The organism is Akkermansia sp. UNK.MGS-1, assembly GCF_000980515.1.
GTDB lineage: Bacteria > Verrucomicrobiota > Verrucomicrobiia > Verrucomicrobiales > Akkermansiaceae > Akkermansia > Akkermansia muciniphila.
On record NZ_LBCB01000012.1, the window covers coordinates 1 to 26,639 of the forward strand.

General features: G+C 54.1%; 26 protein-coding genes. 13 read left to right on the top strand and 13 right to left on the bottom strand.

Features of this window, described 5'->3' with window-relative positions:
- Both WW58_RS07615 and WW58_RS07620 read right to left on the bottom strand, forming a co-directional pair.
- Positions 1-554, bottom strand: a 554-nt coding sequence (locus tag WW58_RS07615) for an RsmD family RNA methyltransferase (RefSeq protein ID WP_046436693.1), incomplete at its 3' end; no start/stop codon positions are given.
- A 36-nt stretch (positions 555-590) separates the two neighbouring features.
- The gene (locus WW58_RS07620) at positions 591-1,352 is read right to left on the bottom strand and encodes a hypothetical protein (RefSeq protein WP_046436694.1); all 762 of its coding nucleotides are present in this window, start codon (positions 1,350-1,352) and stop codon (positions 591-593) included.
- Between the two features lie 73 nt (positions 1,353-1,425).
- Here WW58_RS07620 and WW58_RS07625 point away from each other — a divergent pair, with 73 nt between their 5' ends.
- Positions 1,426-1,869, top strand: a complete 444-nt coding sequence (locus tag WW58_RS07625) for a hypothetical protein (protein WP_128153433.1) — start codon at positions 1,426-1,428, stop codon at positions 1,867-1,869.
- Between the two features lie 104 nt (positions 1,870-1,973).
- On the opposite strand, the gene WW58_RS07630 is transcribed toward WW58_RS07625, so the two are convergent.
- From WW58_RS07630 to WW58_RS07640, 3 genes are all read right to left on the bottom strand, one after another.
- Entirely contained in the window at positions 1,974-2,900 is a 927-nt protein-coding gene (locus WW58_RS07630) for a polyphosphate kinase 2 family protein (RefSeq protein WP_215833611.1), read from the bottom strand.
- A gap of 51 nt (positions 2,901-2,951) precedes the next feature.
- The gene (locus WW58_RS07635; protein ID WP_215833612.1) at positions 2,952-4,400 is read right to left on the bottom strand and encodes a hypothetical protein; all 1,449 of its coding nucleotides are present in this window, start codon (positions 4,398-4,400) and stop codon (positions 2,952-2,954) included.
- A 216-nt stretch (positions 4,401-4,616) separates the two neighbouring features.
- Positions 4,617-6,863: an NPCBM/NEW2 domain-containing protein gene (locus WW58_RS07640; protein WP_215833613.1), complete on the bottom strand. Its 2,247-nt coding sequence runs from the start codon at positions 6,861-6,863 to the stop codon at positions 4,617-4,619.
- 162 nt (positions 6,864-7,025) lie between these two features.
- Here WW58_RS07640 and WW58_RS07645 point away from each other — a divergent pair, with 162 nt between their 5' ends.
- Both WW58_RS07645 and WW58_RS07650 read left to right on the top strand, forming a co-directional pair.
- Positions 7,026-7,493 carry a hypothetical protein gene (locus tag WW58_RS07645; protein WP_046436697.1) on the top strand — a complete coding sequence of 156 codons (468 nt, stop codon included), beginning with the start codon at positions 7,026-7,028 and terminating at the stop codon, positions 7,491-7,493.
- On the top strand, positions 7,490-8,308 hold the full coding sequence (locus tag WW58_RS07650; RefSeq protein ID WP_046436698.1) for an alpha/beta hydrolase: 819 nt from the start codon (positions 7,490-7,492) through the stop codon (positions 8,306-8,308). The genes WW58_RS07645 and WW58_RS07650 overlap by 4 nt, the downstream gene beginning before the upstream one ends.
- 8 nt (positions 8,309-8,316) lie before the next feature.
- Here WW58_RS07650 and tsaE read toward each other — a convergent pair whose 3' ends face one another.
- Positions 8,317-8,727 carry a tRNA (adenosine(37)-N6)-threonylcarbamoyltransferase complex ATPase subunit type 1 TsaE gene (gene tsaE, locus WW58_RS07655; RefSeq protein WP_232051451.1) on the bottom strand — a complete coding sequence of 137 codons (411 nt, stop codon included), beginning with the start codon at positions 8,725-8,727 and terminating at the stop codon, positions 8,317-8,319.
- A 127-nt stretch (positions 8,728-8,854) separates the two neighbouring features.
- Here tsaE and rplU point away from each other — a divergent pair, with 127 nt between their 5' ends.
- The 6 genes from rplU to WW58_RS07685 all read left to right on the top strand — a co-directional run bounded on the left by rplU (position 8,855) and on the right by WW58_RS07685 (position 13,556).
- On the top strand, positions 8,855-9,172 hold the full coding sequence (rplU, locus tag WW58_RS07660; RefSeq protein WP_012419537.1) for a 50S ribosomal protein L21: 318 nt from the start codon (positions 8,855-8,857) through the stop codon (positions 9,170-9,172).
- A gap of 26 nt (positions 9,173-9,198) precedes the next feature.
- Positions 9,199-9,462: a 50S ribosomal protein L27 gene (rpmA, locus tag WW58_RS07665; RefSeq protein WP_012419538.1), complete on the top strand. Its 264-nt coding sequence runs from the start codon at positions 9,199-9,201 to the stop codon at positions 9,460-9,462.
- Between the two features lie 155 nt (positions 9,463-9,617).
- Complete coding sequence (locus WW58_RS07670; protein ID WP_031930286.1) at positions 9,618-10,058, top strand: Fur family transcriptional regulator; 441 nt, start codon at positions 9,618-9,620, stop codon at positions 10,056-10,058.
- Between the two features lie 15 nt (positions 10,059-10,073).
- Positions 10,074-10,832 (top strand): Fe-S cluster assembly ATPase SufC, encoded by a 759-nt coding sequence (sufC, locus tag WW58_RS07675; protein WP_022198500.1) that lies wholly within the window; start codon positions 10,074-10,076, stop codon positions 10,830-10,832.
- 22 nt (positions 10,833-10,854) lie between these two features.
- Complete coding sequence (gene sufB / locus WW58_RS07680; protein WP_046436700.1) at positions 10,855-12,291, top strand: Fe-S cluster assembly protein SufB; 1,437 nt, start codon at positions 10,855-10,857, stop codon at positions 12,289-12,291.
- Between the two features lie 11 nt (positions 12,292-12,302).
- Complete coding sequence (locus WW58_RS07685) at positions 12,303-13,556, top strand: SufB/SufD family protein (protein WP_046436701.1); 1,254 nt, start codon at positions 12,303-12,305, stop codon at positions 13,554-13,556.
- Positions 13,557-13,597: 41 nt separating this feature from the next.
- Here WW58_RS07685 and WW58_RS07690 read toward each other — a convergent pair whose 3' ends face one another.
- A complete protein-coding gene (locus tag WW58_RS07690; RefSeq protein WP_146018637.1) occupies positions 13,598-15,856 on the bottom strand; it encodes a YfhO family protein in 2,259 nt (752 codons plus the stop codon).
- Between the two features lie 822 nt (positions 15,857-16,678).
- Here WW58_RS07690 and WW58_RS07695 point away from each other — a divergent pair.
- The 4 genes from WW58_RS07695 (at position 16,679) to WW58_RS07710 (ending at position 21,787) form a co-directional block, all read left to right on the top strand.
- Positions 16,679-18,181, top strand: coding sequence for an arylsulfatase (locus WW58_RS07695; protein WP_012419544.1), 1,503 nt, complete (start codon positions 16,679-16,681; stop codon positions 18,179-18,181).
- An 84-nt stretch (positions 18,182-18,265) separates the two neighbouring features.
- The gene (gene bioB, locus WW58_RS07700) at positions 18,266-19,231 is read left to right on the top strand and encodes a biotin synthase BioB (protein WP_012419545.1); all 966 of its coding nucleotides are present in this window, start codon (positions 18,266-18,268) and stop codon (positions 19,229-19,231) included.
- 28 nt (positions 19,232-19,259) lie between these two features.
- Complete coding sequence (bioA, locus tag WW58_RS07705) at positions 19,260-20,609, top strand: adenosylmethionine--8-amino-7-oxononanoate transaminase (protein WP_031930291.1); 1,350 nt, start codon at positions 19,260-19,262, stop codon at positions 20,607-20,609.
- Between the two features lie 104 nt (positions 20,610-20,713).
- Positions 20,714-21,787 (top strand): hypothetical protein, encoded by a 1,074-nt coding sequence (locus tag WW58_RS07710; protein ID WP_046436703.1) that lies wholly within the window; start codon positions 20,714-20,716, stop codon positions 21,785-21,787.
- Between the two features lie 80 nt (positions 21,788-21,867).
- On the opposite strand, the gene WW58_RS07715 is transcribed toward WW58_RS07710, so the two are convergent.
- The 6 genes from WW58_RS07715 to WW58_RS07740 form a co-directional block, all read right to left on the bottom strand.
- Positions 21,868-23,649, bottom strand: a complete 1,782-nt coding sequence (locus WW58_RS07715; protein WP_046436704.1) for a hypothetical protein — start codon at positions 23,647-23,649, stop codon at positions 21,868-21,870.
- 128 nt (positions 23,650-23,777) lie between these two features.
- Positions 23,778-24,122, bottom strand: a complete 345-nt coding sequence (locus WW58_RS07720; RefSeq protein WP_012419550.1) for a hypothetical protein — start codon at positions 24,120-24,122, stop codon at positions 23,778-23,780.
- The gene (locus WW58_RS07725; RefSeq protein ID WP_022198512.1) at positions 24,115-24,453 is read right to left on the bottom strand and encodes a hypothetical protein; all 339 of its coding nucleotides are present in this window, start codon (positions 24,451-24,453) and stop codon (positions 24,115-24,117) included. The genes WW58_RS07720 and WW58_RS07725 overlap by 8 nt, the downstream gene beginning before the upstream one ends.
- 26 nt (positions 24,454-24,479) lie before the next feature.
- A complete protein-coding gene (locus WW58_RS07730) occupies positions 24,480-25,418 on the bottom strand; it encodes a glycosyltransferase family 2 protein (protein ID WP_046436705.1) in 939 nt (312 codons plus the stop codon).
- Positions 25,415-25,915 (bottom strand): GNAT family N-acetyltransferase, encoded by a 501-nt coding sequence (locus tag WW58_RS07735; RefSeq protein ID WP_046436707.1) that lies wholly within the window; start codon positions 25,913-25,915, stop codon positions 25,415-25,417. Before WW58_RS07735 ends, WW58_RS07730 begins: the two co-directional genes overlap by 4 nt.
- Positions 25,912-26,639 (bottom strand): DegT/DnrJ/EryC1/StrS family aminotransferase (locus WW58_RS07740; protein WP_046436709.1); only part of this gene is annotated, 728 nt, incomplete at its 5' end. The genes WW58_RS07740 and WW58_RS07735, both read right to left, overlap by 4 nt.

A 26,639-nucleotide genomic window follows, 5' to 3' on the forward strand; every position in this document is an offset into this window, starting at 1 on the left:
AACAGCAGCATATTTTTCCCGTACCGGCGGGTATCCACCAGATTCAGGCCGTCAATTTCCGCGGCGCCTTCCCTTCCGGTACCCCAGCCCTCCTGCACTTCCGCAATAAACACGCCACCACCCTTCAAAAGTCCGGCAACTCCGGCCTCCGCCAGTTCAACAATAAAGTCGCGGTCCGCCGGCCCCTTGCAATAAGGAGGATCTGCAAAAATAATATCGTACTTCCTGCCGGCCAGCAGTTCCCTTCTCACGAACTGGACGGCATCTCCCTGGATGACAGTTCCGCCTTCCAAGCCCGTCTTGACGAGATTGGCCCTGGCCGCCGCGCAGGAGAGACGGGAAAAATCCACCATGCGGGCGTCTCTCGCCCCACGGCTGAGGGCCTCCAGGCCGAAGGCGCCGGACCCGGCAAATAAATCCAGCACGTCGGCCCGGTCCATCAGCGGGTTCAGGATGGAAAAAACGGCTTCCCTGACCCGGTCTGTCGTGGGACGAACTTCCCCCTTGGGAACAGACAGGGTTATGCCGCCGGCCTTTCCGCTGATGATACGCATTGTTGTCTTACCGGAAATGAAAGGAACATCATATCCCTACTGGCGAGCCTTGGCCTTGGCCTTTTCCAGCAAAGGGTCACCCGCGATGCGGGTAACGGGAACACGCAGAACGATGGACTGGTTGGCAATGGCAACGTTGTCCGGGTTCTTTTCAGACATGTTGTAAACGAAATAGGCATACTTGCCGTCCTTGGTCTTGCCCGCAATGATAGTCTCCGTCAGGGTGGAAAGAATGGTTTTCTTTTCCATTGTCCATTCCTTGCCACTCCACGCGCCGTATACATTCAGATCGTCATAGGACACGTCCCCTTTCAGGGTCAGGGTTCCGTTGGGAGAAATCCATGACTTGGTGCTGGAATCATACTTCAGCGTGCTCATCGGCAACGGCCCCTGCTGCGCCACAGCAGCCAAATCCCAGATATTCCGTTCCCCCGAGGCGAAAATACCCAGGGCCACAGGGGCCACTTCCTGCACCTGCTTCAGCTTCCAGCACTCCAGGTACTTGGCATATTCGTCCTTGGTCCAGCCCAGGCGCTCATCATAAGGAACGGGCTGGCCGGGGACAATCTGGCTGACAAGCTCCTTCTTGTCCTTGTCGGGCAGGGAGGCGAAAACGCCGTCTATCTTTTCCATGAACGGCTGCAGGCTTTCATCAAGCACAACGCTGACGGCGGCGGCTTCCGCCATTTTGCCGACCGGGAGATATTCGTCAACTATTTCCGGCTTTTCCGCTGCGGACAGGGAGGAAACCAGAACAGGGACTATCAGTGTTAAAGCCAGATTACGGAGCGCTTTCATAACGTGTTCGTATATTTTACTCAACAAAAGACCCTTGGCAAGAGTCAAAGTGAGTGTTATCCGTATGTACATCATGAGTTGGAAGTTACTTTTCACTACCCTGTCCGCCGCTCTGAGCCTTGCTTCCTGCGTGTCCACCCCGGCATCGCGCATCCAGAAAAACCCGGCCCTTTTCAATTCCCTCCCGCCCAGCCAGAAAACACTGGTGGAATCCGGACAAATTGCTGAAGGAATGTCTCCGCCGGCCGTTTTCCTGGCCTGGGGGGACCCCTCCGCCGTAGCGGAAGGCCACCTTAACGGGAAATCCGCCACCCGCTGGATTTATTCCTCCCTCCAGCCGGTTTACACCCCTCCCCCCTCTTTCTGGGCCGGCCCCTACTGGGGCGGTCCCTACTGGGGGCCGGGCTTCTACCGTCCCTATTATCCTTATTACAATGATGTCACCTATGTGCCGGTAAACACCGGATACGTGCTTTTCATCAACGGCAAGGTGCAATCTTGGGAACGCAGGCGCTGACGGAAACGGAGCCTGCCCTATGGCACGGAATGCGCCGGCGCAGCAGAAGGAGGGCAATCTCCCGCTGATGCGCCGTTTTTCTCTCCGCGTTTCCTAATGCCGCTCTAATCCCCGCCCCTGGACAGGGGGCGTTCCAGTTTCTCCCGGAATTTGGGAAAGAACTCCTTCAATTCCCCGGAAACCTTCGGATATTCCAGCCTCATCTCCGCCAGGGCCTCCACAATGGCGCACAAGCAGACGAGCCGGGAATACCATTTGTTGTCCGCCGGCACCACATACCATGGAGCCTCCCGGGAAGAAGTATGGCGTATCATCTCCTCATACGCTTTCTGGTACTGGTCCCAGAATTCGCGTTCGTGAATATCCCCTTCAGAAAACTTCCAATTTTTGTCCGGAGTATCCAGCCGTGCCAAAAGGCGCTTTCTCTGTTCCTCTGGGGAAAGGTTGAGGAATATTTTCACAATGCTCGTCCTGTTGGCGAGCAGGTGGCGTTCCAGGTTATTGATGGATCTGAACCTCTCCTCCCAGAAAGCACTCTTGGCATGGGAGGGATTAAATCCCTCTCCGGCCAGAAACTCCGGATGCACGCGCACGCTAAGGACTTCTTCATAATAGGAACGGTTGAAAATGCCAATCATCCCCCGCCTGGGGAGGCGCGCTACGCACCTCCACAGAAAATCATGGCTCCGTTCCAGCGTGGAAGGCTGCTTGAAGCTGCTGACTACGCACCCTTGCGGATTGACGCCTCCCATCACATGCTTCACAATGCCATCCTTTCCCGCGCTGTCCATCGCCTGCAGCACCACCAGCAGCGCATGAGACTCGCTGGCATACAATACTTCCTGAAGCTGCTCCAGCAATTCGATGCCCTTTTCCAGCTTATCCACAGCCTCTTTCTTGCTGTCTTTGCCCAGCTTGCCGAGATCGCCGGGATCATAGCGGGACAACTTGAATCCCCTGCCGTCCGTCACCCGGTACGGTTCAATAAATTTCCTGCATCTTTTGACCAGGCGGGAAGAAATATCCATCATTTCTATAATGACACTGTCTCTTCTCAAAATGTTGAAACAACAGCAAAAACATCAATACCCCTCTCGTTGGGAGATTCCACCCCGCCGATAGACGACAAACCCCCGGCATAATTCGGAACGTTCATACTTGCCGGAATACTCTATGGACTGGAGAAAAGCAGCATAATCGGATGGCCGGGAAACTACGATCACCTTATAATCAGACCATTTGTCCTTTAACGGGCCGGGAATCCATCCATAAAACTCCTTTCCGGCTCCATTGCATAAAAGTAAAATGTCAACATGACTGCTCTGCAATAATTTGCAATAAGATACCGCAGAGCGGAAATCTTCACGGCCATACAAATCATTGCAACGAATACGAATATCGCTCACCGCCCAAACAATCATCATTAATAGGAACAGGATAGTTTGGGCAATCCTGGGGAACGACCAATCCCATAACGCCACCAGGGACCAGGCCAGACACAATACAGGCAATAACGGCGCGCAATGCCGTCCGGAAAAACGGAAATCCATCATTTCCGTTCCATAAAGGAATACGGCCCCTGGAAGCAATATCAACACCAGCAAAGCAGGAACCAAGGGCCTCTCAGCCCGCTTATTCCACAAAATGATGCCGCAGGCAGAACCGGCCAGAAGAATGGCGCCGGAGATCATCCCTGCCCCCAATCCGTTCATATTCCATAAAGCATCAGGAGTCATGCACATCCTCAATTCTAGACGGGAAGGCCCCATGCCGGCCAATCCCGATAACTCGTACATGGAAGCGCATGCATTGACTATCCAGGAGGAAGATATGGAAACCGCACGGGCGCCCAAGAAAAGAGTGTAAAGATAATATGCTCCCAACCCGGAAAATGGAAAAATCCACCAGAGCAGGGCTCGCCGAAACCTCCGCCCTCCAAACTGCCGGAATGCCATGACCATGAATGCCGCGGCAAAACCGAGCGCCCATACAACCCCTGTCAGGCTTGTAAGACATAAAAAAAACAGAGAACCAAAAAAGACATGGAATTTTACCGGTTCTCCCCGGCTAACCTGCCAAAACAACATGGAGACAGCGCAAGAGGCCGCTATCTGCAACATATAGGGCCGCAACTCGTTAGAATAATAAACAAAAAACGGTGAAATCAAAAGAATCACCAGCGCCTTTGGTTCCTTTCTGAAAAACCAGGATGATAAAAATACCCAAAATATATTAAATAACCTCAGCATCCATTCAGACTCCGCACCCGTCAGATGATGCCACAAAAATAAAAGGTAGTAATAAAAGGCCATTTGAGCATCGCTACCGCCAATTTCACAAATCTTCTTCCAACATCCCTCCATTCCCTGCTGCATGGCGCACAATGCAGTACAACATTCATCAATCCAAAAACTTTGGTTATTCAGGGAAAAAAAGAAAGACAAAAAAGGTAAAATCCACCAATATTTGATGCCCCCGTCATTGCCTTCCGGCGCCCTCTTTTGTCCCCTGCACATAGTGCAAGGCAACATAGCGGATTGTATATCCGGTGGCAACATATTTTTCTAAGATAAAAACATCAATAACTTTTCAAAGTTGCAGAGATAAGAAGAAAAAACAAATCTATTTTCATATTTATCTATTGATATTCATATGGATATGTGATTTCTTCCTGTAAAAAAGCAGGCGGCGGATATACAATCCGCAAAAAAATGTTGTTTATACGGATATTGCGTAAAATAAAAAACTTATCCACCAAAGCGGACCTGATCTGATGGGGTATTTTCCAGCTTGCAGTCCTCAAGGGTCCATGTGCGGGGAGGCAGCACCTTGTTATCTTTAATCAGAATATTGGCGCATCTTCTGAATTGGAAAGGTTTCTGCCCCCATCCCTTAAACTCGTCATTGTAAATGACCTTATTATTGATGAACTTGAGGTTGTCCGTGGAAATGGCGAACAGCAGCGGCACATCGAACGTCTTGAAAACATTATTTTCTATCAGCACATTGCGATGATAGTAATCCCTCTGCCTGTCCAGCTGCTTGACTTCCGGGTAAATGGAAATAATGGCATTCGTAAACTGGTAACGCGAGGTCAGGTTGTTAATGAATGTATTTTTGCGGATCACCACTTCATGGCAGGCGCCGCTTTCATACCACCCCTGGGCATCCCCTGCCAATAGAATGGCGGAGCCGGAGGAATGGTCAAACAAATTGCCCTCCACCAGCACTCTCTCCGGCGTTGTAAAAAGAGATCCTCTGGCACGGTTGTTGCGGACGATATTGTTGCGGAAAACCACGGAAGGGTAAAAATCCGCATTCTCCACGGCATCCCCGGCCCTGACGGAGGAGGGGAGCGGCTCTTCCACCGTAATCACCATCTCCGCGGAATTCTTTTTCACTGCCGTCTTCACGGTGGCCGTTCCGCCGGGTTCCAGCGTAGGACCGTTGATGAAACGGATTTTTTCACCGGGAAGAAACACCTCAAACCCCACCGCCTGCCGATGCATGTATTTGCACTTCAGGGTATGGCTGTCCACTACTTCCATCACGCCCAGGCAGGTGGAATGAACATTGATGGCATCATCCATCATCCCTTCGAACAGGGCTTTCTCCACCACGATTCCGCCCCGGGTATTGGAAAAATGGGTCGCGTCCGCTCCGGCGGTGTGTACGCGCCCCGTGCCTTTCCTGACCATGACTCCGCCGCCTTTCATATGAAAGTCCTCCGATCGCTGGACCAGCAGAGCCATGCCTGAGCTCTGGTGCAGAGATACGTCATTCAGTGATGTTTTCCGAGCCCGGTACACCACGCATCCCGGATGGGGGCGGTTATAATTCCGAAGAACCAGCGTATCCCCCGGCTTGATTCCCTTCTGCCTGAGGTTCCAGGACAAACGGAGACGGCTCCCGCCCAACGGCTCCACATGCCCGTTCCAGCCGATGTCCGATGTATTGGCGATAATATGTCCCGTCCCTTTCTCAAAGGCCATACAGTGTCCCATTCCTTCTTCCCAGCCTTTCCCCTGGAAAACGAACCTGTTGTTCCGGATTTCGTAAGGGTAGGCCTTTTTGTCTATTTCCACTTCCGTGAACCGGTCATCCGTCTTCACGACGCGCGCCTCCGTACACCAGGACCGTTCGTAATCCACGGATAAACGGTTGATGCTGACATTTTCGCTGTCCATCACCAGGAGGGGAACCACCTTGCCGTGAAAAAGAAACAGGGAACCATTGCCCTCCACGCGGACATTCCGCAAATCGGCCAGAGGCACACACACCGGATGAATCAGCGGCTGGTCATGGTTGGAAATATGGAAACTCATGTTCAAAGCCCCCTCCGGATAAAAATGGTAAATGCCTCTGGGGATGTTCAAAACGCCCCCGCCCTGCCTCCGGAGAGCGGAAACGGCAGCCCGCAGCGCCGGCCCCTGATCTTTTCTGACGCCGGGAACCATGCCGAATTCAGAGGCATTCACCACAGCTCCTTTCATCCCCTGCCCACTTCCTGCCGTCTTCCAGGCCAGATCTACCCAGTCCGCATGGTCGTAGGAATTATTGTCCACCCGGTCGGCCATCAGGTAAAGATGCCGTATGCCGTTTTCCGCCACCGGAATGGAAAACTTCTTCGCGGCCATCCCCCTCCTCATCACGCCGGAACTCCATAAAACCTCGGACCCGCTCATCACGCGGAATTCCACGCTTCCGTCTCCATCCGCACCGTCATCAATTCCGCATGCACCTTCCAGCCTCAAAACTTTCGGGTTTTCCGGAACGGGCAGGGGAATCATGGACGTAGCGTGCGTACCGATTCCCGTGGCATATTTTTTGCCGCCTATGCTCAACCCCGCATTACTGAAAGACCGGTCCAACCGGGTTTCCCCCGTCTCCTGGCGAGTCATCAGCAGGCTGGAGGCAGGAACTTTTACGGCTATGGTTCCGGATTGGGCAGCTTCTTCCTCGCCCCGGGACTGTGCCGGGAATAATCCCGCCAAACACGCTGCAACTACAAAACTCCATGAAAACATCCGGCTGAACATATTTTTTATACTCCGTTCCCGTATTCCTTCTATCAGAAAAAATATGGATCGTCCAGAAGCTTCCATCAGAGAAAAAGAGAGATTGCCTTCCATACCGAATTCAGGGACACTGTCTCCATGCGATCAGCATTCTTCCTACTGCCCGGCATCCTTCCGGCTCTTTCCGCCTGCGGGCGCGGAGGCGCCACGCTTGAAACGGATAACGTCCAAGCGGAATGGTTCCCCAACGGCAGCAAAACGGCGATTGTCCTGGAAGGGGAAAGCGAACCCGTTTCCGAACGGGAAATCCGGCATCCCCATTCCGGCATGACTCTTTTTTACCATTCGCTGGGGGACGGCAAAGGAACTTTGGAAATCGCAGGAGGGGTTCCGGAAACGGCTACAGTAACATACAGCCAGGGAGCGGCTTCCGCGGAGCTGCATTTCAAAACGGCCTCCCGGGAAATACTTCTGAATGACGTACGCCGCCTGGGCGCGAACGAAAAAACGGCCTTCCTGAATGGCTGGAGCTGCCAGGAACGGGGCACAGCCCTGCTCCGTTCCGGGACAGCCGGAGCCATGACCACGGAAAAAAACGTCCCATGAATCTTCTGAGGATACTGAAAACGGGAACATGGAAAATCCCGTGCGCGCTTCTGCTTGCCGGGGTTCTGGCTCTGGCATGCCTCCAGTGCTCCGTCCGCTCCCTGGTGTACCTGCCGCCCCAGCCCAGGGACAAAACCGCGTATCTGGAAAAACGGGCCGCCTGGGAACCGCATCGGCGCACCTTCCACCATAATGGGGCCAAACTCAGCGGCTGGCTTATTGAAAAGAAGGGGCAGCCCCTCCTGGTATATTACGGGGGAAACGCCATGGACATCTCCATGATGCTTCCCTACCTGGACCGGTTTCCCCATGCCAAGCTCCTGGTCAATTACCGCGGGTACGGGCTCAGCACCGGCACCCCCACGGAACAGGATATCATGGGAGACTCCCTGGCTATTCTTGACTCCGTGCTGAAGGAAACCGGAAGAACGCCGGACGACGTCATCCTGGTCGGGCAAAGCCTCGGTTCCGGAGTCGCTACCCAGATAGCCTCCGTCAGACACGTGAAAAAACTGGTGCTGCTGGTCCCTTTTGACAGCCTTCTGGAAACTGCCCGCGGTCTCTTCCCATACCTGCCCGTCAAGCTTCTCCTTCCGGACCACTTCCGGTCAGACCTGGCCGCGCCCAAAGTCGCCTGCCCTGTCAGCATCCTGGCTGCGGGAGCGGATGAAGTCATTCCTCCGCACCACGCCAAACGGCTCCGGGACTGTTTCTCCGTACCGGTCAGTTACCAGGAATTCCCCGGAGCCATGCATAATACCATCTGGCTCAGCCCCGGCTTTGATAAAGCGTTTTCTCAAAGCATCGGGTACTGATCTCCGTTTTATTCCGCAGGAGCCAGAGACACGCGGCGCAGGCAGCTTCCTTCATGTTCCAGCAGCAGCCATGAGGTTTCTTCCGGCAGCGCTTCCGGAAACAGGTTGGCCCATTCGACAATGAGCACAGTCTCTCCGTCCAGATACTCTTCCCACCCTATGCCGGTCAGCTCGGACTCATCCTTCAGGCGGTAAAAATCAAAATGGCACGCCGGCAGACGTCCGTCAGCATGCTCATGCACCAGGGAAAATGTCGGGCTGGCAGCCGCCTCGGAACTCCCCAGCCCCTCCATAATGCCCTGGGTCAGGTGCGTCTTTCCGGCCCCCAGCTCACCCACCACGCCCAAAATTTCGCCGGGCATTAAAATTTTACCTATTTGCCTCCCCAGCTCCCTCATTTCCTCCGGGGAATGAGTCAAAACGGGGCCGTTTCTAAAAATTTTATGCCATTCGCTCATTTTTCCATGAAATTTTGCTTGTCTAAAAGAAAGTCATATGGTTTATTGCGGCTCCCGCATCTGCGGGCGAACCTTAACAGTGATAGCAATGGCATACGCAATTTTCAAAACAGGTGGCAAGCAGTACCGCGTCCAGACGGGCGACGTGATCGACGTTGAATGCATCAATACCCTCGAAGAGGGGGCCGAAGCAAGCTTCGATCAGGTGCTTATGGTGGAAAATGACGGAAAAGTGACCGTCGGCACCCCCATGGTGGAAGGAGCTACGGTCTCCGCCAAGGTGGTCAGCCAGTTCCGCGGCAAAAAGATCATCGCTTTCAAATTTAAGCGCCGCAAGGGCTTCCACAAGAAAAAAGGTTCCCGCCGCGCCATGACGAAGCTGGAAATCACCGCTATCAACGCCTAATTTCAACCCTTAATTTTTATTATCTTATGGCTCACAAGAAAGGTCAAGGTTCTGTCAAGAACGGTCGCGACTCCCGCAGCAAGCGCCTCGGCGTTAAAAAATTCGGCGGACAGGAAGTGATCGCGGGCAACATCATCATCCGCCAGCGCGGCACCAAATGGCACCCCGGCAAGGGCGTAGGCATGGGCCGTGACTACACCATCTTCTCCCTGGTGGACGGCCGCGTGTTCTTTGACCGCGAAGGCCGCCGCGTCAATGTGGCTCCGGAAGGATCTGAAGCCGCCAACTAAAATACGGATTACTCTATCTCCCTGCAGGGGCGGCCATCCACAGGGATGACCGCCCCTTTTTCTGTCCTTCTCCGCGCCCCAATAAATAACAGGAATTGTTCTTGCAAAACAATTGCCCCTCCCCCACTATCCACGCAGAGCATGAAAAATAAGATATGAATCCCAAAACAGATTCCAAGCAGGCCGTCCGCACCGCCTCTACCCTGCCGGTCATTTCCGGGTTGAGACTTACCAAGCAAAGGCAGGAAGTCTATCAGGTTCTTCTGGAACAAAGGGATCATCCAACTGCCAATGAAGTTTACCAGCGGGTACGCAAAAAACTCCCCAGCATCTCCCTGGCCACCGTTTATAACTGCCTGGAGGCGCTGGTGAACCACGGCCTGGTCAATCAGGTCAACTTTGAACGCAGCTCTTCCCGCTTCTGTCCCAATCTCGTTGAGCACGGTCACTTCCAGGACACCCGGACCGGACGCATTTACGACATCACCATCAAGGAAGGCGTGGACCTGAAGGAATTCATCAACCTGCCCGACGACGTGTGCGTGGAAGAAGCCCAAATCACCCTGAGGGGTTCCATCACCACGCCGCAGGGCTAACTCTCTTTCATCATCATGAGTCTGGTCATTAAAAATTTGCACGCCAACGTGCAAGGCACGGAAATACTTAAAGGCATCAATCTGGAAATTCCCAAGGGAGAGGTACATGCGATCATGGGGCCCAACGGGTCCGGGAAAAGCACTTTATCCAAAGTTCTTTGCGGACATCCGGACTATGAGGTAACGGAGGGGGAAGCCTGGCTGGACGGACAGAACCTGCTGGACATGAGCATTGACGAACGCAGCAGGGCGGGACTCTTCCTGGCATTCCAGTACCCCATGGAAGTTCCCGGCGTTTCCAACGCCAACTTCCTTCGTGCGGCCATGCAGGCCCGCATGCCCCATGGGGAGGAACTGGATGCGGTCACCTTCTACAAAACGCTCTATGCAAAAATGGACCAGCTCGGCATGGCCCGCAAATTCACGTCACGCGCCGTTAACGAAGGTTTCTCCGGGGGAGAGAAAAAGCGCAATGAAGTGCTGCAAATGCTTCTCTTGGATCCCCTCTATGCCATTCTGGACGAAACGGATTCCGGCCTGGACATAGATGCCCTCCGCATTGTCTCGGAAGGAGTCAACTCCATGCGTTCCCCTTTCCGCAGCTTCCTGGTTATCACCCACTACAAACGCCTGCTGGACTACATCAGGCCGGATGTGGTCCACGTGCTGGCTGACGGGCGGATCGTCCGGACCGGAGGCGGAGAACTGGTGGACGAACTGGAAAGCAGGGGATACGAGTTCCTGAAAGAAGCGGAAACAGCGGAAAAGGCGTAATGCCGCCATCCGGCCATCAATCATGAGCGATACACCTGACATGCCAGAGAACGGGAACACACAGAACCTGTTTGACTTCGACCGGAGCAAGGGGAACTTCTCCTTCCCGGAACGCCATAAATTTGATGCCGGATACGGCCTGACGGAGGCCACCATTGACTACATCTGCGACGTCAAGGACGACCCGGAATGGGTGCGCCAGTTCCGCAAAAACGCGCTTGCCGTTTTTGAAAGCAAGCCCATGCCCACCCACTGGGCTTCTCCGGATATTAAAAAAATAGATTTCTCCCAAATCCGCTACTACCTCTCCGACGGAGAACGGCCCAAACGAAGCTGGGACGACGTGCCGGAGGACGTCAAGCGCACCTTCGAACGCCTGGGCGTCCCGGAACAGGAACGCCAGTTTCTGGCGGGCGTGGAAGCCCAGTACGACTCCGAATCCGCCTACTCCAACATGAAGGAGGAACTCCGCAGCCAGGGCGTCATCTTCGTCAACTCCACGGAAGGCCTGAAACACCATGAAGACGTCTTTCGTCCCTGGTTTGGAAAAGTCATTCCCACGGGAGACAACAAATTCTCCGCCCTGAACAGCGCGGTATTTTCCGGAGGTTCCTTTATTTACGTGCCCAAAGGGGTTAAACTCAAACATCCTCTTCAGGCGTACTTCCGCATCAACTCGGAAAATTTCGGGCAGTTCGAACGAACTCTCATCATTGCGGACGAAGGCGCGGAACTCATGTACATGGAAGGATGCACGGCGCCCCAGTTTGAAACTTCCACCCTCCACTCCGCCGTTGTGGAGCTGGTCGCGCTCAAGGGAGCGAAAATTCAGTACGTCACCGTGCAAAACTGGTCCTCTAATGTCTTCAACATGGTCACCAAGCGCGGCCTTGCCATGGAAGATGCGGAAATCCGCTGGATAGACTGCAACATTGGCTCCGGCCTCACCATGAAATACCCGGCTGTGGTGCTCAAAGGCAGGCGCGCGCGCGGGGAAGTCATCTCCATTGCCCTGGCAAACACGGGCCAGCACCAGGATACGGGAGCCAAAATGATCCATGCGGCGGACGATACTACGTCCAACATCGTTTCCAAATCCATCAGCATCGGCGAAGGGCGCGCCAGCTACCGGGGCCAGGTAATCATGGGCAAAGGACTCAAGGGTTGCAAAAACAACACGGAATGCGACGCCCTTCTTCTGGCGGCCAACAGCCGTACGGACACCTACCCCGCCATCACGGTAAAAGGGGATGGAGGCACGGTGCAGCATGAGGCATCCGTCTCCCAGGTCTCTGAAGAAATGCTTTTTTACATGCAGCAGCGGGGCATTCCGAAAGCTGCGGCGATGTCCCTGGCCGTCAATGGATTCATTAACGACCTCGTTCAGGAATTCCCCATGGAATACTCTGTGGAGCTGCGCAGGCTCATTGATCTGGAAATGGAAGACAGCATCGGATAAGGAGGGAAACAATGAACCATTTGCTTAACGAAGAACAATTCCCCGCAGGCTTTCTTCCCGCATGGTTTGAAGCCCGGCGGCGCCATGCCCTGGAGCAGGCGGAACAGCTTCCGGAACCTTCCCGCCATATGGAATCCTGGCGTTTCGGAGCCCCCGGCAACGAATCCCTGGAACATGTTGAAGCGGCTCCTCCTGCAGCTCCGGAAACCTTGGCTCCCATCATCAGGGAACGAGCCTCCATGCCGGAGGCCCTCCGCATTGTTTACGCCAACGGGCTCCCCGTTTCCATCCCGGAAGAACTGCCGGAAGGGCTTTCCGTAATGGATATGGAAGACTTTGTGCTGCAATGCCCGGACACCGCCCGGAAATACCTGGAAACAGAGACGGAAACGCTCGGTTCCGAAAAACTGTCGGCATTGGCTACGGCCTTCCAGCACAACGGGCTGGTTATTATGGCGGACAGGGAAATCTCCCTCCCTCTGGAAATACTCCACTTCATCTCCGGAGATAACGTGGCCGTTTTTCCCTCCACGCTGCTCATTGCGGAAACCGGAAGCCGCCTGCGCATTCTGGAACGCCACATTAGCGCAGACCATGGCCGCCAATTCTGCGGAGCGCTCCAGCAGTACCATCTTTCCTCCGCGTCATCTGTCAAATACGCACTGGTTCAGGAACTTAACAGCCGTTCCCGTGCCGTGGAGCTTTCCCATATGATGGCGGATGATTCCGCGGAAATGGAACATCTCGTCAGCCATCCCGGCGCAGCATGGGCCAGGCAGGAAACGGTCTGCATCCTGAACGGAGACGGCGCAGGAGTCCGCCTGCTTTCCGCCAACCATCTGAAGGAAAACAAGGAGCTGGACCAGAGAACCTACCAGAAGCACCTTTACCGCGGAGCCTCCAGCAACCTGCTTTACGCCAACGTACTTGACGACGAAGCCAGCAGCATTTTCAGCGGCATGATCCTGGTGGCGGAAGGCGCGCATGACACCAGCGCCTATCAAAGCAACCGCAATCTCATTCTCAGCCCCAGAGCGGAAGCCAACTCCATTCCCGGCCTGGAAATCCTGGCGGACAGAGTGCAGTGTTCGCACGGTTCCGCCACTTCCTCCATTTCTCCGGAAGAAATCTTCTACCTGCTTTCACGGGGAATTCCGGAACAAACGGCGCGCAGCATGATTGCCCAGGGCTTCCTGAAACATGCTTTGGACCAATTCGGCGATGAACCCATACGTGCCGCGGTAGAAAGCCTCATCCTGCCCTGACCGCTATTTCATGAAACCCAAAAAGACGGAGAGACGGTTCCCTATCCCTCCTTTTCCGTCCTGATATTAACGCGCCTCTGCAAGAGAGCCGTCACAAGCAGAAACAGGGCCGTTCCCCCCATCATGCTGTAATACCATTCACGGTAAGGCGTATGGTACTGAAGGAGGATTTCCGTCTGCTGTTCCGAATCCGGAACGGAAACAAGAATAGAATAGCGCTCAGTGCCGGATAAAGGAAGCTCTTCCCCCTTCCCGGTGCGGGCGCTCCATCCCCTGGAATAGCTCTCAAGAACAGACAATTCCTTTGTTCCTGGCGGCACGGTGACATGAATCTTATTATTCGTTCTCCAATCCGGGACAACAGGAGAAAAATGACTCTCTTCCCCCTGGGTTCGGACGAAATAGCGTCCACGGTACAAGGGATTTTCCAGCAAGAAGAAATCTTCCGTTTCCTGAACCAGAATCCACCCGTCAAAGTCTGGTTTTCCGGCTCTGGAATCGCACAGCAAATGGGAAATTCCGGCCATGGCATAATCTTCCGGATGATAATGTCCATCCGACAAAGGTCTCAAATATTTGGGCTGTACCGTTTCATAGCCTGAAGCCAGTCTTATTCCATATGTGGATAAATGATTGGTACATAGAAAATCCAAGTCATTATGGGGATTGACGATGACAACGGCTCCATCCCCCACATGACCGCGGAACTCGGGCATCCACTCCGGTTCTCTATAAAGACAGCCGCTTTCCGGTTTGTCGGAATAGGCAATCCATGAAGAAGAAAACACTATTTGTTCCCCAAAGGTACATAATACCACAAGTCCTGCCCACCACTTCGGATAACGGCTGGATATATTCAGGCGGGAACAGGCCCAACCCCCTACGCTGACCAGTAAAATCAATAAGGCATTGCGCCAATCCCAAATCATCAGCTGGTCCAGGAGACGCTCGCTTCTGAGCAAATACCAGGAATGACGGTATTTTTGCTGAGAAGTCGTTATGTTTCCGTCAATAAAGCTATGCAATTTTAACAGCAATGGTTCATGGAAACACTGAACTGCCACCGATACGGCAAGCCATATACACAAAATTCCAATTCCCCACCATGCAAGTCTGCGCCAGATAGGAAGAACCGGATGCCGCCTAAGGTCAAATAACTGCCATCCGGCAAGCCAGCTCATTCCAAAAGCCATCACAACCGTGGAGCGTGAATAGAGGAAAGTGGAAAGAGGTGTGCATGAAACAATTAAACTGACAAGAAAACAAAACTTGGCGGTCAACGGTGCCCGGCGGTTAAACAATGCCAGAACAGCCAGCACAAAAACAACTCCTCCACCAAATTTGATATCGAATAAATCAGCGCCAATCACTTTGGAAATACTGATTGTCTGAGGAATGCCGAAGAGCGTCGGCATCACAGATGTGGCCAGAAAAGGAATATTTTCCAGCCCCCAGACAAACGGCAAGCTTTTACAGCCTTCCATGCGCGGCAGGGTGTCCACAAAAACATCCAAGGAAAGCAACGCCGCCAAAAATCCGGAGATCAAATAAAAAGATGATGATTTCAGAAAAACTTTCCAGGACCAGCGGTCTGCCCGTTTCCACCAATCCGCAAGAAACACGCACAGCACCAGAAGAAAAACAAAGAGACACGCTTGCAAATGGCCTCCTCTGAATCCAAGAGCAATAAAGAGAATAGAGGGAAGATGCACCCATTTGTTTTTCCTTCTCCCTTCCAACAGGGACCAGACAATCAACGGCGCCCAGATTATTCCACCAAGCCACCGGTCATATATCCACATAATAAACTGGGAATAAAAACTGAAACTCACAGCTCCAAGCAATACGTACGGAATGGGAATTCCCCTGGATTTCAGTAGAATGATCATCCCCAGCCCTGCGATAAAAAACTGCAGCAAGATTCCCGCATCCCATGCCGTCCAGAAAGGAAGAAAACCAAATAACCAATGATGCCAATCCCCCGGGCTTAACATGGTATTTTCCGGCAGTGAAGTCCCATTGTGAGTATAAGGGTTCCATCCCATATACCCATCACTTTGCCAGGACTGCTGCATCGCCCAGCTATAAGGTAAATATTGAGAAGCCCCATCTACGTTATATTGGTTATGGACTTCCTCCATTGGCTGAGTTGCGAATGGTTTGAACAGGCATTCCACACAATCCACCGGGGCTAAAACCTTTCCTCCAAACACAGCAGGAGCAAAAAAAAGCAGTACAAGTACTGCCCAAATTATTATCCCCCACCACAAGGGAATTTTTCTATTTTTTTTACAATTCATTTATAATAAAAATCTGACATTGGCTCCTCATGCATCCCCAAGAAAATTCCTGCAAATTAACGAATGAATTTCTCCACAGAATTGTTAAACCCGGCATCCATCGTTCTCCTTCAACTCTGAAATTAAACCAATGAATCGGAACGCCTTTTTCTAGCGGATTTACAATCCGGAGTCAAGCTGTAACTCTAAGAGAAAAGAACTTGCAACATCGTTTCTTTACGTATCAGGGCCTCTTACGTAGCACAGAAATTTGCCTGGGCCCACCCTGGTGACGGGAATACGGGAAATTGCTACGATATCCGGGCCTGAAGTAGAATTTTGGCAAACCCTCTTTTATAGAGTTCGTTGCATGTTGAAGCGGAGTCACGTTTCAATAACCGTATAAAGAGCGGCACTTTCCCTGAGAACAAGAGTTTTTTCTTTTACTGTCCGTAACGGATTGTAAATCCGCCCACCTTCTCAAGAAAGCACTATTTCATTGAAAAATGCTTCACCCAGAATTATTTTCATCCTGAATTCCCAGTTAAGCATCTTAAGAAAAGCATCAAAAAATCTGGCCGGAATGATATGAAATAGCCTTGCAGCCGGTTTATGACCTGTCCGACAAGCAAATTGCTACCACAAATATTTATGATTCATCATCCCATATAAAAATATAAATAAAAAGGAACCGGACAAACAGGAATGGCTCGGATAAATAAGTAGTCCGAAACAAAAGGAAACCGAAAGGCTCACCCTGTGAGCATCTCATCCGGCATCCGGTAAGGAAAACGAAACTATTTTTTGAAACAAGGAAGAGTGTTTCTCCGTTATTATTACCGTATGGTCACATTTTACAACATCACTCTCTCTACCGCCTTTTCCCTGCTGATGCTGTCCGTGGCGGAAGCGGCACGGCCCAATGTAGTTCTCATCAATGCGGATGACCTTGGCTGGGCGGAAGTAGGCTGCTACGGTCAGAAAAAAATTAAAACCCCGAACATTGACAAGCTGGCCTCCGAAGGACAGCGATGGGTTTATTTCTATTCCGGAGCTCCGGTTTGTTCCCCTTCCCGCAATGTGCTGATGACGGGCAAGCATACGGGCAACTGCGACGTACAGGATTTGAAACGCGTGGACGCGGGCGAAAACTGGCGCGACCTCAAAGGAGACTGGCCCATCAGAACGGAAACCTACACTCTACCGGAAGCCATGAAAAAAGCCGGTTACGCCACAGCGGTGTTCGGTAAATGGGGTATTGGGGATTTCGGTTCCACCGGAGCGCCGGACAAACACGGCGTGGACAGGTTCTATGGCTACACGGACCAGAAAGCCTGCCACACCTACTATCCTCCATACCTCTGGAATGACGGAAAGAAGGAAGTTCTCAACACTTCTCTGACAGCCGCCACTATCGGACACGGTTCCCAGCCCAAAGGGGAAGTTCTGGCGGACACCTACCGCGCGGAACAACACAGTTCCGATCTTATTGCGGATAAAATGCTGGAATTTGTGAAGGAAAAGGCCCATGGCAAACAACCGTTTTTCCTGTATTACGCCCCGCTGGAACCCCATGTGGCCATGCAGCCTCTTCAGGAATGGATTGACCGCTATCCCCGCGAATGGGATAAATCCCCCTACCGCGGCAACCGGGGCTATCTGCCCCATCCCCGCCCCCGGGCCGCCTATGCAGGCATGATTTCCCAGATGGACCACAACGTAGGACGCCTGCTGGACACGCTGAAAGCCTGTGGCCTGGACAAAAATACCATCGTCATTTTTACCAGCGACAACGGCACCACGCATGATGCAGGGGGGGTAGACCACCGGTTCTTCAACTCCGTAGCCGATCTCAAAGGTTTGAAAGGGCAGCTTTATGAAGGCGGTATACGTGTCCCCGGCATTATCCGCTGGCCTGGGAAAATAGCCCCGGGAAAAACCATCACCCAGCCGGCCTTCCATGCGGACGTGATGCCTACACTGTGCGCTCTGACAGGAGCGGATGCAGGTTCTCCGCTGGGAACGGACCTCTCCCCTGTCCTTCTGGGCAAAAAATCCGCTCTGCATGACAGGAAGCCCCTGGTCTGGGCAGGGGGAGGCTACGGCGGCCAGGTAGCCGTGCGTTTCGACTCTAAGAAAGTCATCCGCCGCAACCTGTTTCCCGGTAAAAAACCGGACAACTGGGAAGTGTACGATATCGTGAAAGACCCCGCAGAGAAAAATAATATCGCCGCAGAAAACCGTGACCTTATCAACAGAGCCATCGCCATTCTGGACAGGGAATATCAACCCGCGCCCGGCTTCCAGGCCCTGCGTTACAAGGCCCCGGAACAGGTAGCCGAATAAGAGAACGGGAAAGAAGGTTCCACGATCCGCCTCCTTCGCCATTCTGACCTTGACGTGAACGGAGCCGGGGTTAGTCTTTCACGCATGAGTTTGACATCATCCCTCCTTTCCAGGGTGCTCGGAGGCGGTTCCTGCTCCAGAGAAGAATTGATAGCCCTCAGCCGGGAACCGCTGGAAGAATTGTGCCAGGCGGCCAACGCCATCCGGGAACATTTTTGCGGGAATGTCTTCGACCTCTGCACCATCATCAACGGCCGCAGCGGCAAATGTTCGGAAAACTGCAAATACTGCGCCCAGTCCGCCCATTACTCCACGGCAGTGGAGGAATATCCCCTTTTAAGTGATGAAGCCCTCCTGGCGGGGGCCAGGTACAATGACGCACGTGGCATTCTGCGCTACTCCATCGTCACCTCCGGCAAGAGGCTGACGGATGAAGACGTGGACCGGCTCTGCGCCAGTTACCGGCACATCGCCGAACATTGCGGCATCTCCCTCTGCGCCTCCCACGGCCTTATTTCCAAGAAACACTGCGAGCAATTGAAAGCCGCAGGCGTTTCACGCTACCACAATAATCTGGAAACTTCCCGCCGCAATTTCCCTAATGTCTGCACCACCCATACGTACGACGACAAACTGCAAACCATCAAATGGGCTCTGGAAGCCGGGCTGGAAGTTTGCAGCGGCGGCATTATGGGGCTTGGAGAGACTATGGAAGACCGGATAGACATGTACATGGACATCGCGGCGCTGGGCATCAAATCCATGCCCGTCAACTTTCTGACCCCCATCCCCGGAACGCCGTACGCGGACATGACCCCCCTGGGAGAGGAAGAACAGCTGCGCATCGTGGCCCTGGTGCGGTTCATCATGCCGGACGGCTTCGTCCGCATCGCCGCCGGCAGGAATACCATGAAGGACCACGGCAGGAAAATCTTCATGTCCGGAGCGAATGCCGCCATCTCCGGAGATATGCTTACCACCGCCGGCGTCACCATCCGGGAAGACCTGGCCATGCTGGCGGAACTGGGATATGAAGTCCGCATGAAATAAGGTCCGTCCCATTTTCGCGCCCTTTGCCATGAATCACTCCGACTGGTCAAAAAAAGATCTGGAATACATCTGGCATCCCTGTTCCCAGATGAAGGATTACGAAACGCTGCCTCCTATCGTGGTCGACCACGGAAAAGGCGTCAACCTGTATGATGTGGACGGGAAACGCTATCTGGATGTGGTCAGCTCCTGGTGGTGCAACCTGCTGGGCCATTCCCACCCCAAAATCAACCGTGCCATCAAGGAACAGCTTGATTCCCTGGAGCATGTCATCTTCGCCAACTTCTCACACAGGCCGGCTATCACTCTGTGTGAAGAACTGATGAAGAAAATTCCGCGGGGGCTCTGCAAATTCAATTTCTCGGATAACGGTTCGGCATCCATCGAATCCGCCATGAAAATGAGTTTCCAATACCACTACCAGACCGGAAACCGTCAGAAAGTACGTTTCATGTCCCTGAGCGACGCCTACCACGGAGAAACCCTGGGAGCCCTCTCCGCAGGAGGCCTGGACCTTTATTCGGAACTCTACAAACCTCTTCTGCTGGACATCGTGCGCATTCCCGCTCCGGATTGCTACCGCTGCCCCAAGGGGAACAAACGCGGCTGCTGCCAGGCGGAATGCATTGACGCGGCACAGGAGGCCTTTGCGCGCCATGGGGACGAATGCGCCGCCCTGCTGGTGGAACCCCTGCTCCAGGGCTCCGCAGGCATGCGGATGTATCCTCCCGCTTATCTGGCGAAACTGCGTTCCCTGTGCGACGCCTACAACGTGCACCTCATTGCGGATGAAATCGCCACCGGTTTTGGCCGCACGGGGAGCATGTTCGCCTGCGACCAGGCCGGCGTTTCCCCGGACATCATGTGCGTCTCCAAAGGGCTCACGGGCGGCTATATGCCCATGTCCATCACCATCACCACGCAGAAAATTTACGATGCCTTTTATGCGGACTACAGGGAAGGAAAAGCATTCATGCACAGCCATACCTATTCCGGCAATCCGCTGGGGTGCTCCGCAGCTCTCGCCGTGCTGAAGGTCCTGGACGAGGAACACATTATTCCCCGGGCGCAGGAAAAGGCCCCTCTTTTCCGCCAGATGATCGTGGAGGCCCTGGGGGATCATCCCCACGTGGGGGAAATACGCAGCCTGGGCCTGGTGAACGCCATTGAACTGGTGGAGAACAGGGAAACCAAAAAAAGCTTTCCGTCCGAGCAGAGGCTGGGGTACCGGATTTACAGGGAAGCCCTTAAACAGGGACTTCTGCTTCGCCCCCTGGGCGACGTCCTGTATTTCAATCCCCCCCTCGTCATTTCTCCGGAGGAAATGGAGGAAGCCGTATCCATCTGCGCTTCCTGCATCCGCAAAGTGCTGGGATAAACGTTCATCCGGCACAACAAGACGAACCGTTCTTTTTTGAAGAAAAGATGCAACTTTTCTTCGGGACAGGGGTTTGTAAGGATACCTTGCAATCTAATACCGCCATGATACGCCTCACCCCGCTCCGCAAACGTCCGGCGCTTTCCGCGCTGGTGCTTCTCCTCCTGGGATCCGGCTTCTGCCAGGCTCAGGAAATGCTTACCGATTCCGCAAGAAAGGAAGCTTCCGAATGGCTGAAGGAAGTCAAAGCCGGCTACCTGAACACCAGCTCTTCCCGCATCCAGAAGGCCGTGGCCGCCCTTACCGCAGCCACCAGCACGGAAAACGCCGCCATGAAACTTTACGTGGACGCCATGAAGGACCGGTTTCTGAACCCCACCAGCATGATGTCCCGCATGCTGAACCGGGGAGGCGGGGGAGGCTTCCGGATGATGCGCATGCCGGGTTCCGGAGGGAAGGGAGGCAACAGCAGCAAACCTGACAGCCCCAGCACCGCCTTCTCCAACTGGCGCAAGCAGAACACGGGAAACAACGTGGCCCCCGGTTTTAAAAAGGCCCTTCAAATCCAGTGCAAATGGATGCTGCTTTGCCTGAGAAAAGCGGATGCGGAAAAAAACGAGCGTGAACTCAACGTTTCCTCCAGCGTTCTCTCCATGCTGGATGAAGTGGCCGCCAACGCCAAGGACGTAGGCGAACAGCTTCCCATGGTAAGCGGAGCCAGCGAAGTCATCCGCACCTACCTGAACATTGGGGACTACCGTTCGGAAACCCTGCCGGACAACCTGATGGACCTCAATACCATCTTTGACCGCGTGCTGCTGGTTCCCTACAAGGAGAAAAAAGATGTGGAAAATTTCCGGAAGCTCTGGAACAAACGCATCGCCCTGGAAGCGACTCTGCTTCAAAACAACTCCGCCAGCGATAAGAAAACGGCGGAAGCGGAAAAAGCCACTTTCCTGACCAAAAGGCAGTGGGATCGGGAAAAAGCCTGCTTTGAACTCGGTGACCAGGTAGCGGCCCTTGAAAAAATGAAAAGCCTGATTTCCGGCATCAAGGAACCTTCTGAAAAACAGCGCGCCATCCGCGACCTGGAATTTCTGCTTCTTACCCCGGCGGAACAGGCGAAACTCCGCGAAGAGCGCATGAACAGACGCATGCCGGGCGGCCCGCGCTTTTAACAATCGTCGCCAAGCCCCAACCTCCCTCCTTTCATCCCCCGTTGCGTAACGCGCATCGGGGGATGTTACATTGCGGAGAGTCACACTTCCTTGACGGAGGCAGCTTCCTTCCTGCCGGGCTGGAACCATGTCTTGCGCAGGCGGTAAACGCGCACACCCTGGATATTCTCATCCAGATGCCAGGCTGTGCGAACGCCGTGCTGCTCCCAGATATGGCGGCTGAGCATCCCCATGAACTTGCTGTCCATATCGGAAACGTCCCCTTGCGGCGTGAGACAGACAATGTACACATTATCCCTGCACAGGTTCAGGGAGGACTGCCCCGCCCACCCCATCTCCTTCAGTTTCCGCTGTACGGGTTTCAACGGAAAATTCCAGCCGCCCAGCGTGACAACGTTCTTCCGGGAACAGCTCCAGGCCTTGCGGAAAACAGACTGCCCCGGGGCCAGATCGTCAATAGTGCCGCCGGACATCTGGACGCAAAACAGGGAATCGGGCTCCCGGTCCACCCGCTCGCATAACAGGCGCCCGGCATCCGGGGAAAAAGACTCCAGATTAGCCTCCCACACGGCGGCGCACGCCTGGGACAAAGAAACGGAGAACGCGCAAAACATGGGCACGCCGCCCGCAAGAGCTCCCTTCCCCGTCCAGTTGATGCGGATGGGACGATATTTATCCGACCACAGCAGACACAGCCCTGCAATCAGGAACGTTGGATAAACTACGCGGAAATACAGGCGGTCTATGCTGGACATATACAGCAGAATCAGCACCAGCAGGGAGCCTACGCAGTACACCAGGGCCGGAGAATCCCCGCGCCGGAAAGAAACGCGGCATGCCAGACCGAACAAAATCCAGCAAGGGAGAAGATCCATAACGGAATCCCATGAAAACAGATGCAAGGCTTTCTCTCCACGGGCCCACGCCCTGGGCCAGAATTCACCTCCGTCCCGCGCCAACAGAAGCCTTTCCAGATAATCCGTGTTGAATACATCCATATCGCAATTGGTAAACATCCGGACCATCCTGATATCGTTGGCGAACACGCCGTACTTTTCACACTGGTAGGCGCTCTCCTGCCTGATGGGACACGTGTCCGAGAGAAGGGCGCGGGCCTGGTTCCATGCCGCCACGTCACATCCCTCCAGCACATTCCGGTGGGCGTATTTATTATATTCATTCAGGCTGAAGGACGCAATGAGCACACAGGCCAGAGCCAGCCAGAGACGACTGAGGGCAAACAGCTTTTCCCTGGACGGCCTGAACCCTTCCAGGCTGCCTGCCAACAGGATGGCCCCCCAGAAAGCGTCGCACACTAGGGCGGCATCCAGCCGGACCATGCTGCCCAGCACGCACAGGAATACTCCCGCGCACCACCCCCTCCAGGAAGAGCCGTACTTCAAACACGCCAGCACACCTGTAAATCCTGTCAGAAAGGCGGCATGGCTGAATTGCAGAGCGGCGTAAAAGCCCGGCATGATCAGAAGCCACACCAGCAGCAGGACCAGCGTATTGAAATCATATCTGCGCGCCTTGCGGGCATGCGCCGTCAGCATCGTGAAAATGGCCGCTCCGCTGGACAACGTGGCAAGCGCCAGAAACACAGGCCAAACGGACACCCCGCCAAGGACAGGCGCAACTTTCAACAGAAGACCGGTCAACAGGGGATTGACGAAAATGACATGGGCGTCCGCATAAGAGGGATCCCCCCATCCGTCAAGCACGGACGCAATCACCAGATCGTCATTGGACTGGTAAGCCACGCCCACAAGGCTCCAGGCCAGAACCAGAAGCAACAGGTTGAACCATACGGGATGGAGCAGAGGAAAAAGCGATACCCATCTCCAAATCTGTTTCAACATAAGCAAATTCCCTGACGTTCCAGACTGTTTTCCCTGTCCGGGGACGCATACTAGGAACGGGGAAAATGAAAGTCAAGAGCCGATCCGGATGAACAAACCGGAGGGGCTAAAAGGCTGCAAACTCTTCCTTAACGGTTCAGGCAGACGATAATGCCCGCGATAATCATCGCGTTGCCGCCCACTTTGCGCATGGTGATCGGTTTTCCAAAAAAAATCCGGTCAAACAAAAGGATATACACATATGCGGAGCATTCCAGCATGTTCACCGTAATCATCGGCAGGTGGGACAGGCAGTAAAACGTCAGCAGGCAGCAGCCCAAAAAAACGGAATATGCCGCCATCGTGGCCGGATTCACGAAATAGGCAAGGCCGGTCAGCCGGTCATTCATGGCAGACTTTTTCAAAACCACCTGTGTGCAGGAGGCCAGAAAAACGGAAAACAGGTTCAGCCCAATATAAAATTCTTCACTCATGCGCCTCCTCCGTGGAAACCAAAATAATCCCCCCGATGACCAGAGCCGCTCCCGCCGCCAGCGTCCAGGAAAGAGCCTCCCCCAGGCAAAGCCATGCCAGCAGGATACCCCAGATGACAACGGCGGCACGGTTGGCATAAGCCACACCCAGATTGAATTTTTTCAGCATGACCTGCCATCCCGCCGCATAAATTCCCAACAGGAACAGCACGCCGGCCAGCAGGGCGAACCGGCGCCAGTCCGTCCAGCCGTAGGGGGCAGCCATGCGCCCCAGCACGGTATTCAGCGCGTAAACGATAAACAGCAGGTGCAGAATCAGGTAGTTGATCATGAAAGAAATAAAGAGCCGGGAACAATTCACTCATACCGGCGCGCCACCACCACGGCGGGCCTATGCTTGGTTTCCTTGTAAATCTTGGAAATGTAAATGCCGATAACGCCCAGGCTCATCAGAATCAAGCCTCCGACCAGCCAGATGGAGGCCACGGAAGAGGCCCAGCCGGGAGGGGCTACATTATACAGGAGCTGGCGCACAACCACCCAGGCGACATACAGCATGGCTACCAGGGTGACCGCCAGGCCAAAGTAGGAAATATACACCAACGGCCTGGCGCTGTAGGAAACCACGGAATTCACCGCCAGCGCCATTTTTTTGCGGAAAGTGTAGGTAGTTGGAGAAGAGGATGCTTTCTTCACCCTGCACGGCACCTGCCGGAAACCGGCGGAAACGCACAGCCCAAAGAAAAAAGGCTCCCGGTCCTGGAATTTCAGCATCTCCCGCAGGAAACGCGCGCTCATCAGCCGCGCCGTAACCATATTCCTGGTAATCTGCTGGTCGGAAAGCAAATTAAACAATGTGTAGAACAATTCTCCGGAAACGGCTTCAAACAAGCCGCCCTTCCTCTTCTCCTGCACCCCGTACACCACATCCGCCCCGGTAGAATCCATCTCACGGGAAAAATTAACCAGCCACTCGGGAGATTCCTCCAAATCACTGTCAATCAAGAATACGCGCTCTCCCCGGGCTTCTTCGCAGGCCACGTACATGGCCAGATGATGACCGAAGTTGCGGGATAAATCCACCACGCGCACCCGGCCGTCCTTTTCCCGTTCCTTCAACGCCTGTTCCAGACCGTCCCTTGGGCAGCCGTCATTCACCAGCACCACCTCCGTGCGGGAGGGGTCATAACCCGCCTCAAGCGCGGCGGCGAAACTGCGGGAACAGAACTCCGCCAGATAACCGCCCGTACAATACACGGTAGCCACAATGGACAATTGAACCTGTGGATCAGTCATAACGCTTTTGCATACATGAGAACGCGTTTCCTTTCCCCGCTTTTCACGCACACCTCGTCCTTTTCCGGAACACGGACAAAACCCATGCGCTCATGAAAACGCACGGAAGCCGCATTGTCCTCCAGAATCCGGGCATATAGCCGTTCCAGGCCCAGCTCCCCTGAGGCCAGCTCCATCATCCCGGCATATGCGGCGGAAGCCGGGCGCAGTTCCCTGAATGCCCTGTCGTAAAGATAAATGCCTATCTCTCCGCAACGCGTATTCCGGTCAAACCAGGGCAGGTAAACCAGACCCAGCGGAACCTGGTCCGCATAAATCACGCAGGCGCGGGCATCCTCCCCGCGGACGTTCCTTTCCAGCCACGCCCGGTGCTGCTCCTCAGTTACCTGGTCCAACAAAAAAAACGGGCTGACCTTTTCGGAATTGCGCCACACGCGCAGGCGGCTGCGCATGGCCTCATCCACATCAGACACGTTAACCAGGCAAATTTTCATCATGATTCAACTCCCTCCAGCCCGAAGCCGGCCCGCAACACCTCCCGGCAGCCTTCTTCCCCCAAATCGTAATACAAAGGAAGCCTCAGCAACGTATCGCTGGTACGGTCCGTATGAGGCATGGCCCCGGCAGAACGCCCGAATCTCATCCCGGCAGGGGAGGAATGGAGGGGAATGTAGTGGAACACCGCTTTAATCCCGTGCTCCGCCAGCTTGTTGATCAAGCGCGTGCGCTCCTCCATGGAACGGAGCAGCACGTAATACATGTGGGCGTTATGCGTGCAATGCTCCGGAACGCACGGACGCCGCAGCACCCCCTGTTCTTCCAATGGAGCCAGAGCGCGGTGGTACATATTCCACCACTTCAACCTTTCCCCGTTGATTTCCTGCCCGTGTTCCAGCTGGGCATACAAATAAGCGGCGGTCATCTCTCCGGGCAGATAGGAGGAACCTACGTCCACCCAGGTGTATTTATCCACCTGCCCGCGGAAAAACCTGGCACGGTTGGTCCCTTTTTCCCGGATAATCTCCGCGCGTTCCATCAGGGAGGGGTCATTCACCAGCAGGGCTCCTCCCTCTCCGGAAATGACATTCTTGGTCTCGTGGAAACTGTAACAGCCCAAATGGCCGATAGAGCCGAGCCGACGCCCTCTGTAGCAGGAACCGACGCCCTGGGCGGCGTCTTCAATCACATACAGGCGGTGCCTCTCGGCAATTTCCATGATTG

What these genes read in the sequence shown, in the direction of transcription:
- WW58_RS07725 (WP_022198512.1), bottom strand. Translation starts at nt 24,453, where the DNA reads ATGATCAACTACCTGATTCTGCACCTGCTGTTTATCGTTTACGCGCTG.
- WW58_RS07735 (WP_046436707.1), bottom strand. Translation starts at nt 25,915, where the DNA reads ATGATGAAAATTTGCCTGGTTAACGTGTCTGATGTGGATGAGGCCATG.
- rpmA (WP_012419538.1), top strand. Translation starts at nt 9,199, where the DNA reads ATGGCTCACAAGAAAGGTCAAGGTTCTGTCAAGAACGGTCGCGACTCC.
- WW58_RS07720 (WP_012419550.1), bottom strand. Translation starts at nt 24,122, where the DNA reads ATGAGTGAAGAATTTTATATTGGGCTGAACCTGTTTTCCGTTTTTCTG.
- WW58_RS07715 (WP_046436704.1), bottom strand. Translation starts at nt 23,649, where the DNA reads ATGTTGAAACAGATTTGGAGATGGGTATCGCTTTTTCCTCTGCTCCAT.
- sufC (WP_022198500.1), top strand. Translation starts at nt 10,074, where the DNA reads ATGAGTCTGGTCATTAAAAATTTGCACGCCAACGTGCAAGGCACGGAA.
- WW58_RS07690 (WP_146018637.1), bottom strand. Translation starts at nt 15,856, where the DNA reads ATGAATTGTAAAAAAAATAGAAAAATTCCCTTGTGGTGGGGGATAATA.
- WW58_RS07620 (WP_046436694.1), bottom strand. Translation starts at nt 1,352, where the DNA reads ATGAAAGCGCTCCGTAATCTGGCTTTAACACTGATAGTCCCTGTTCTG.
- WW58_RS07625 (WP_128153433.1), top strand. Translation starts at nt 1,426, where the DNA reads ATGAGTTGGAAGTTACTTTTCACTACCCTGTCCGCCGCTCTGAGCCTT.
- WW58_RS07630 (WP_215833611.1), bottom strand. Translation starts at nt 2,900, where the DNA reads ATGATGGATATTTCTTCCCGCCTGGTCAAAAGATGCAGGAAATTTATT.
- WW58_RS07635 (WP_215833612.1), bottom strand. Translation starts at nt 4,400, where the DNA reads ATGTTGCCTTGCACTATGTGCAGGGGACAAAAGAGGGCGCCGGAAGGC.
- rplU (WP_012419537.1), top strand. Translation starts at nt 8,855, where the DNA reads ATGGCATACGCAATTTTCAAAACAGGTGGCAAGCAGTACCGCGTCCAG.
- WW58_RS07645 (WP_046436697.1), top strand. Translation starts at nt 7,026, where the DNA reads ATGCGATCAGCATTCTTCCTACTGCCCGGCATCCTTCCGGCTCTTTCC.
- WW58_RS07685 (WP_046436701.1), top strand. Translation starts at nt 12,303, where the DNA reads ATGAACCATTTGCTTAACGAAGAACAATTCCCCGCAGGCTTTCTTCCC.
- bioA (WP_031930291.1), top strand. Translation starts at nt 19,260, where the DNA reads ATGAATCACTCCGACTGGTCAAAAAAAGATCTGGAATACATCTGGCAT.
- WW58_RS07695 (WP_012419544.1), top strand. Translation starts at nt 16,679, where the DNA reads ATGGTCACATTTTACAACATCACTCTCTCTACCGCCTTTTCCCTGCTG.
- WW58_RS07710 (WP_046436703.1), top strand. Translation starts at nt 20,714, where the DNA reads ATGATACGCCTCACCCCGCTCCGCAAACGTCCGGCGCTTTCCGCGCTG.
- WW58_RS07730 (WP_046436705.1), bottom strand. Translation starts at nt 25,418, where the DNA reads ATGACTGATCCACAGGTTCAATTGTCCATTGTGGCTACCGTGTATTGT.
- WW58_RS07670 (WP_031930286.1), top strand. Translation starts at nt 9,618, where the DNA reads ATGAATCCCAAAACAGATTCCAAGCAGGCCGTCCGCACCGCCTCTACC.
- bioB (WP_012419545.1), top strand. Translation starts at nt 18,266, where the DNA reads ATGAGTTTGACATCATCCCTCCTTTCCAGGGTGCTCGGAGGCGGTTCC.
- sufB (WP_046436700.1), top strand. Translation starts at nt 10,855, where the DNA reads ATGAGCGATACACCTGACATGCCAGAGAACGGGAACACACAGAACCTG.
- WW58_RS07650 (WP_046436698.1), top strand. Translation starts at nt 7,490, where the DNA reads ATGAATCTTCTGAGGATACTGAAAACGGGAACATGGAAAATCCCGTGC.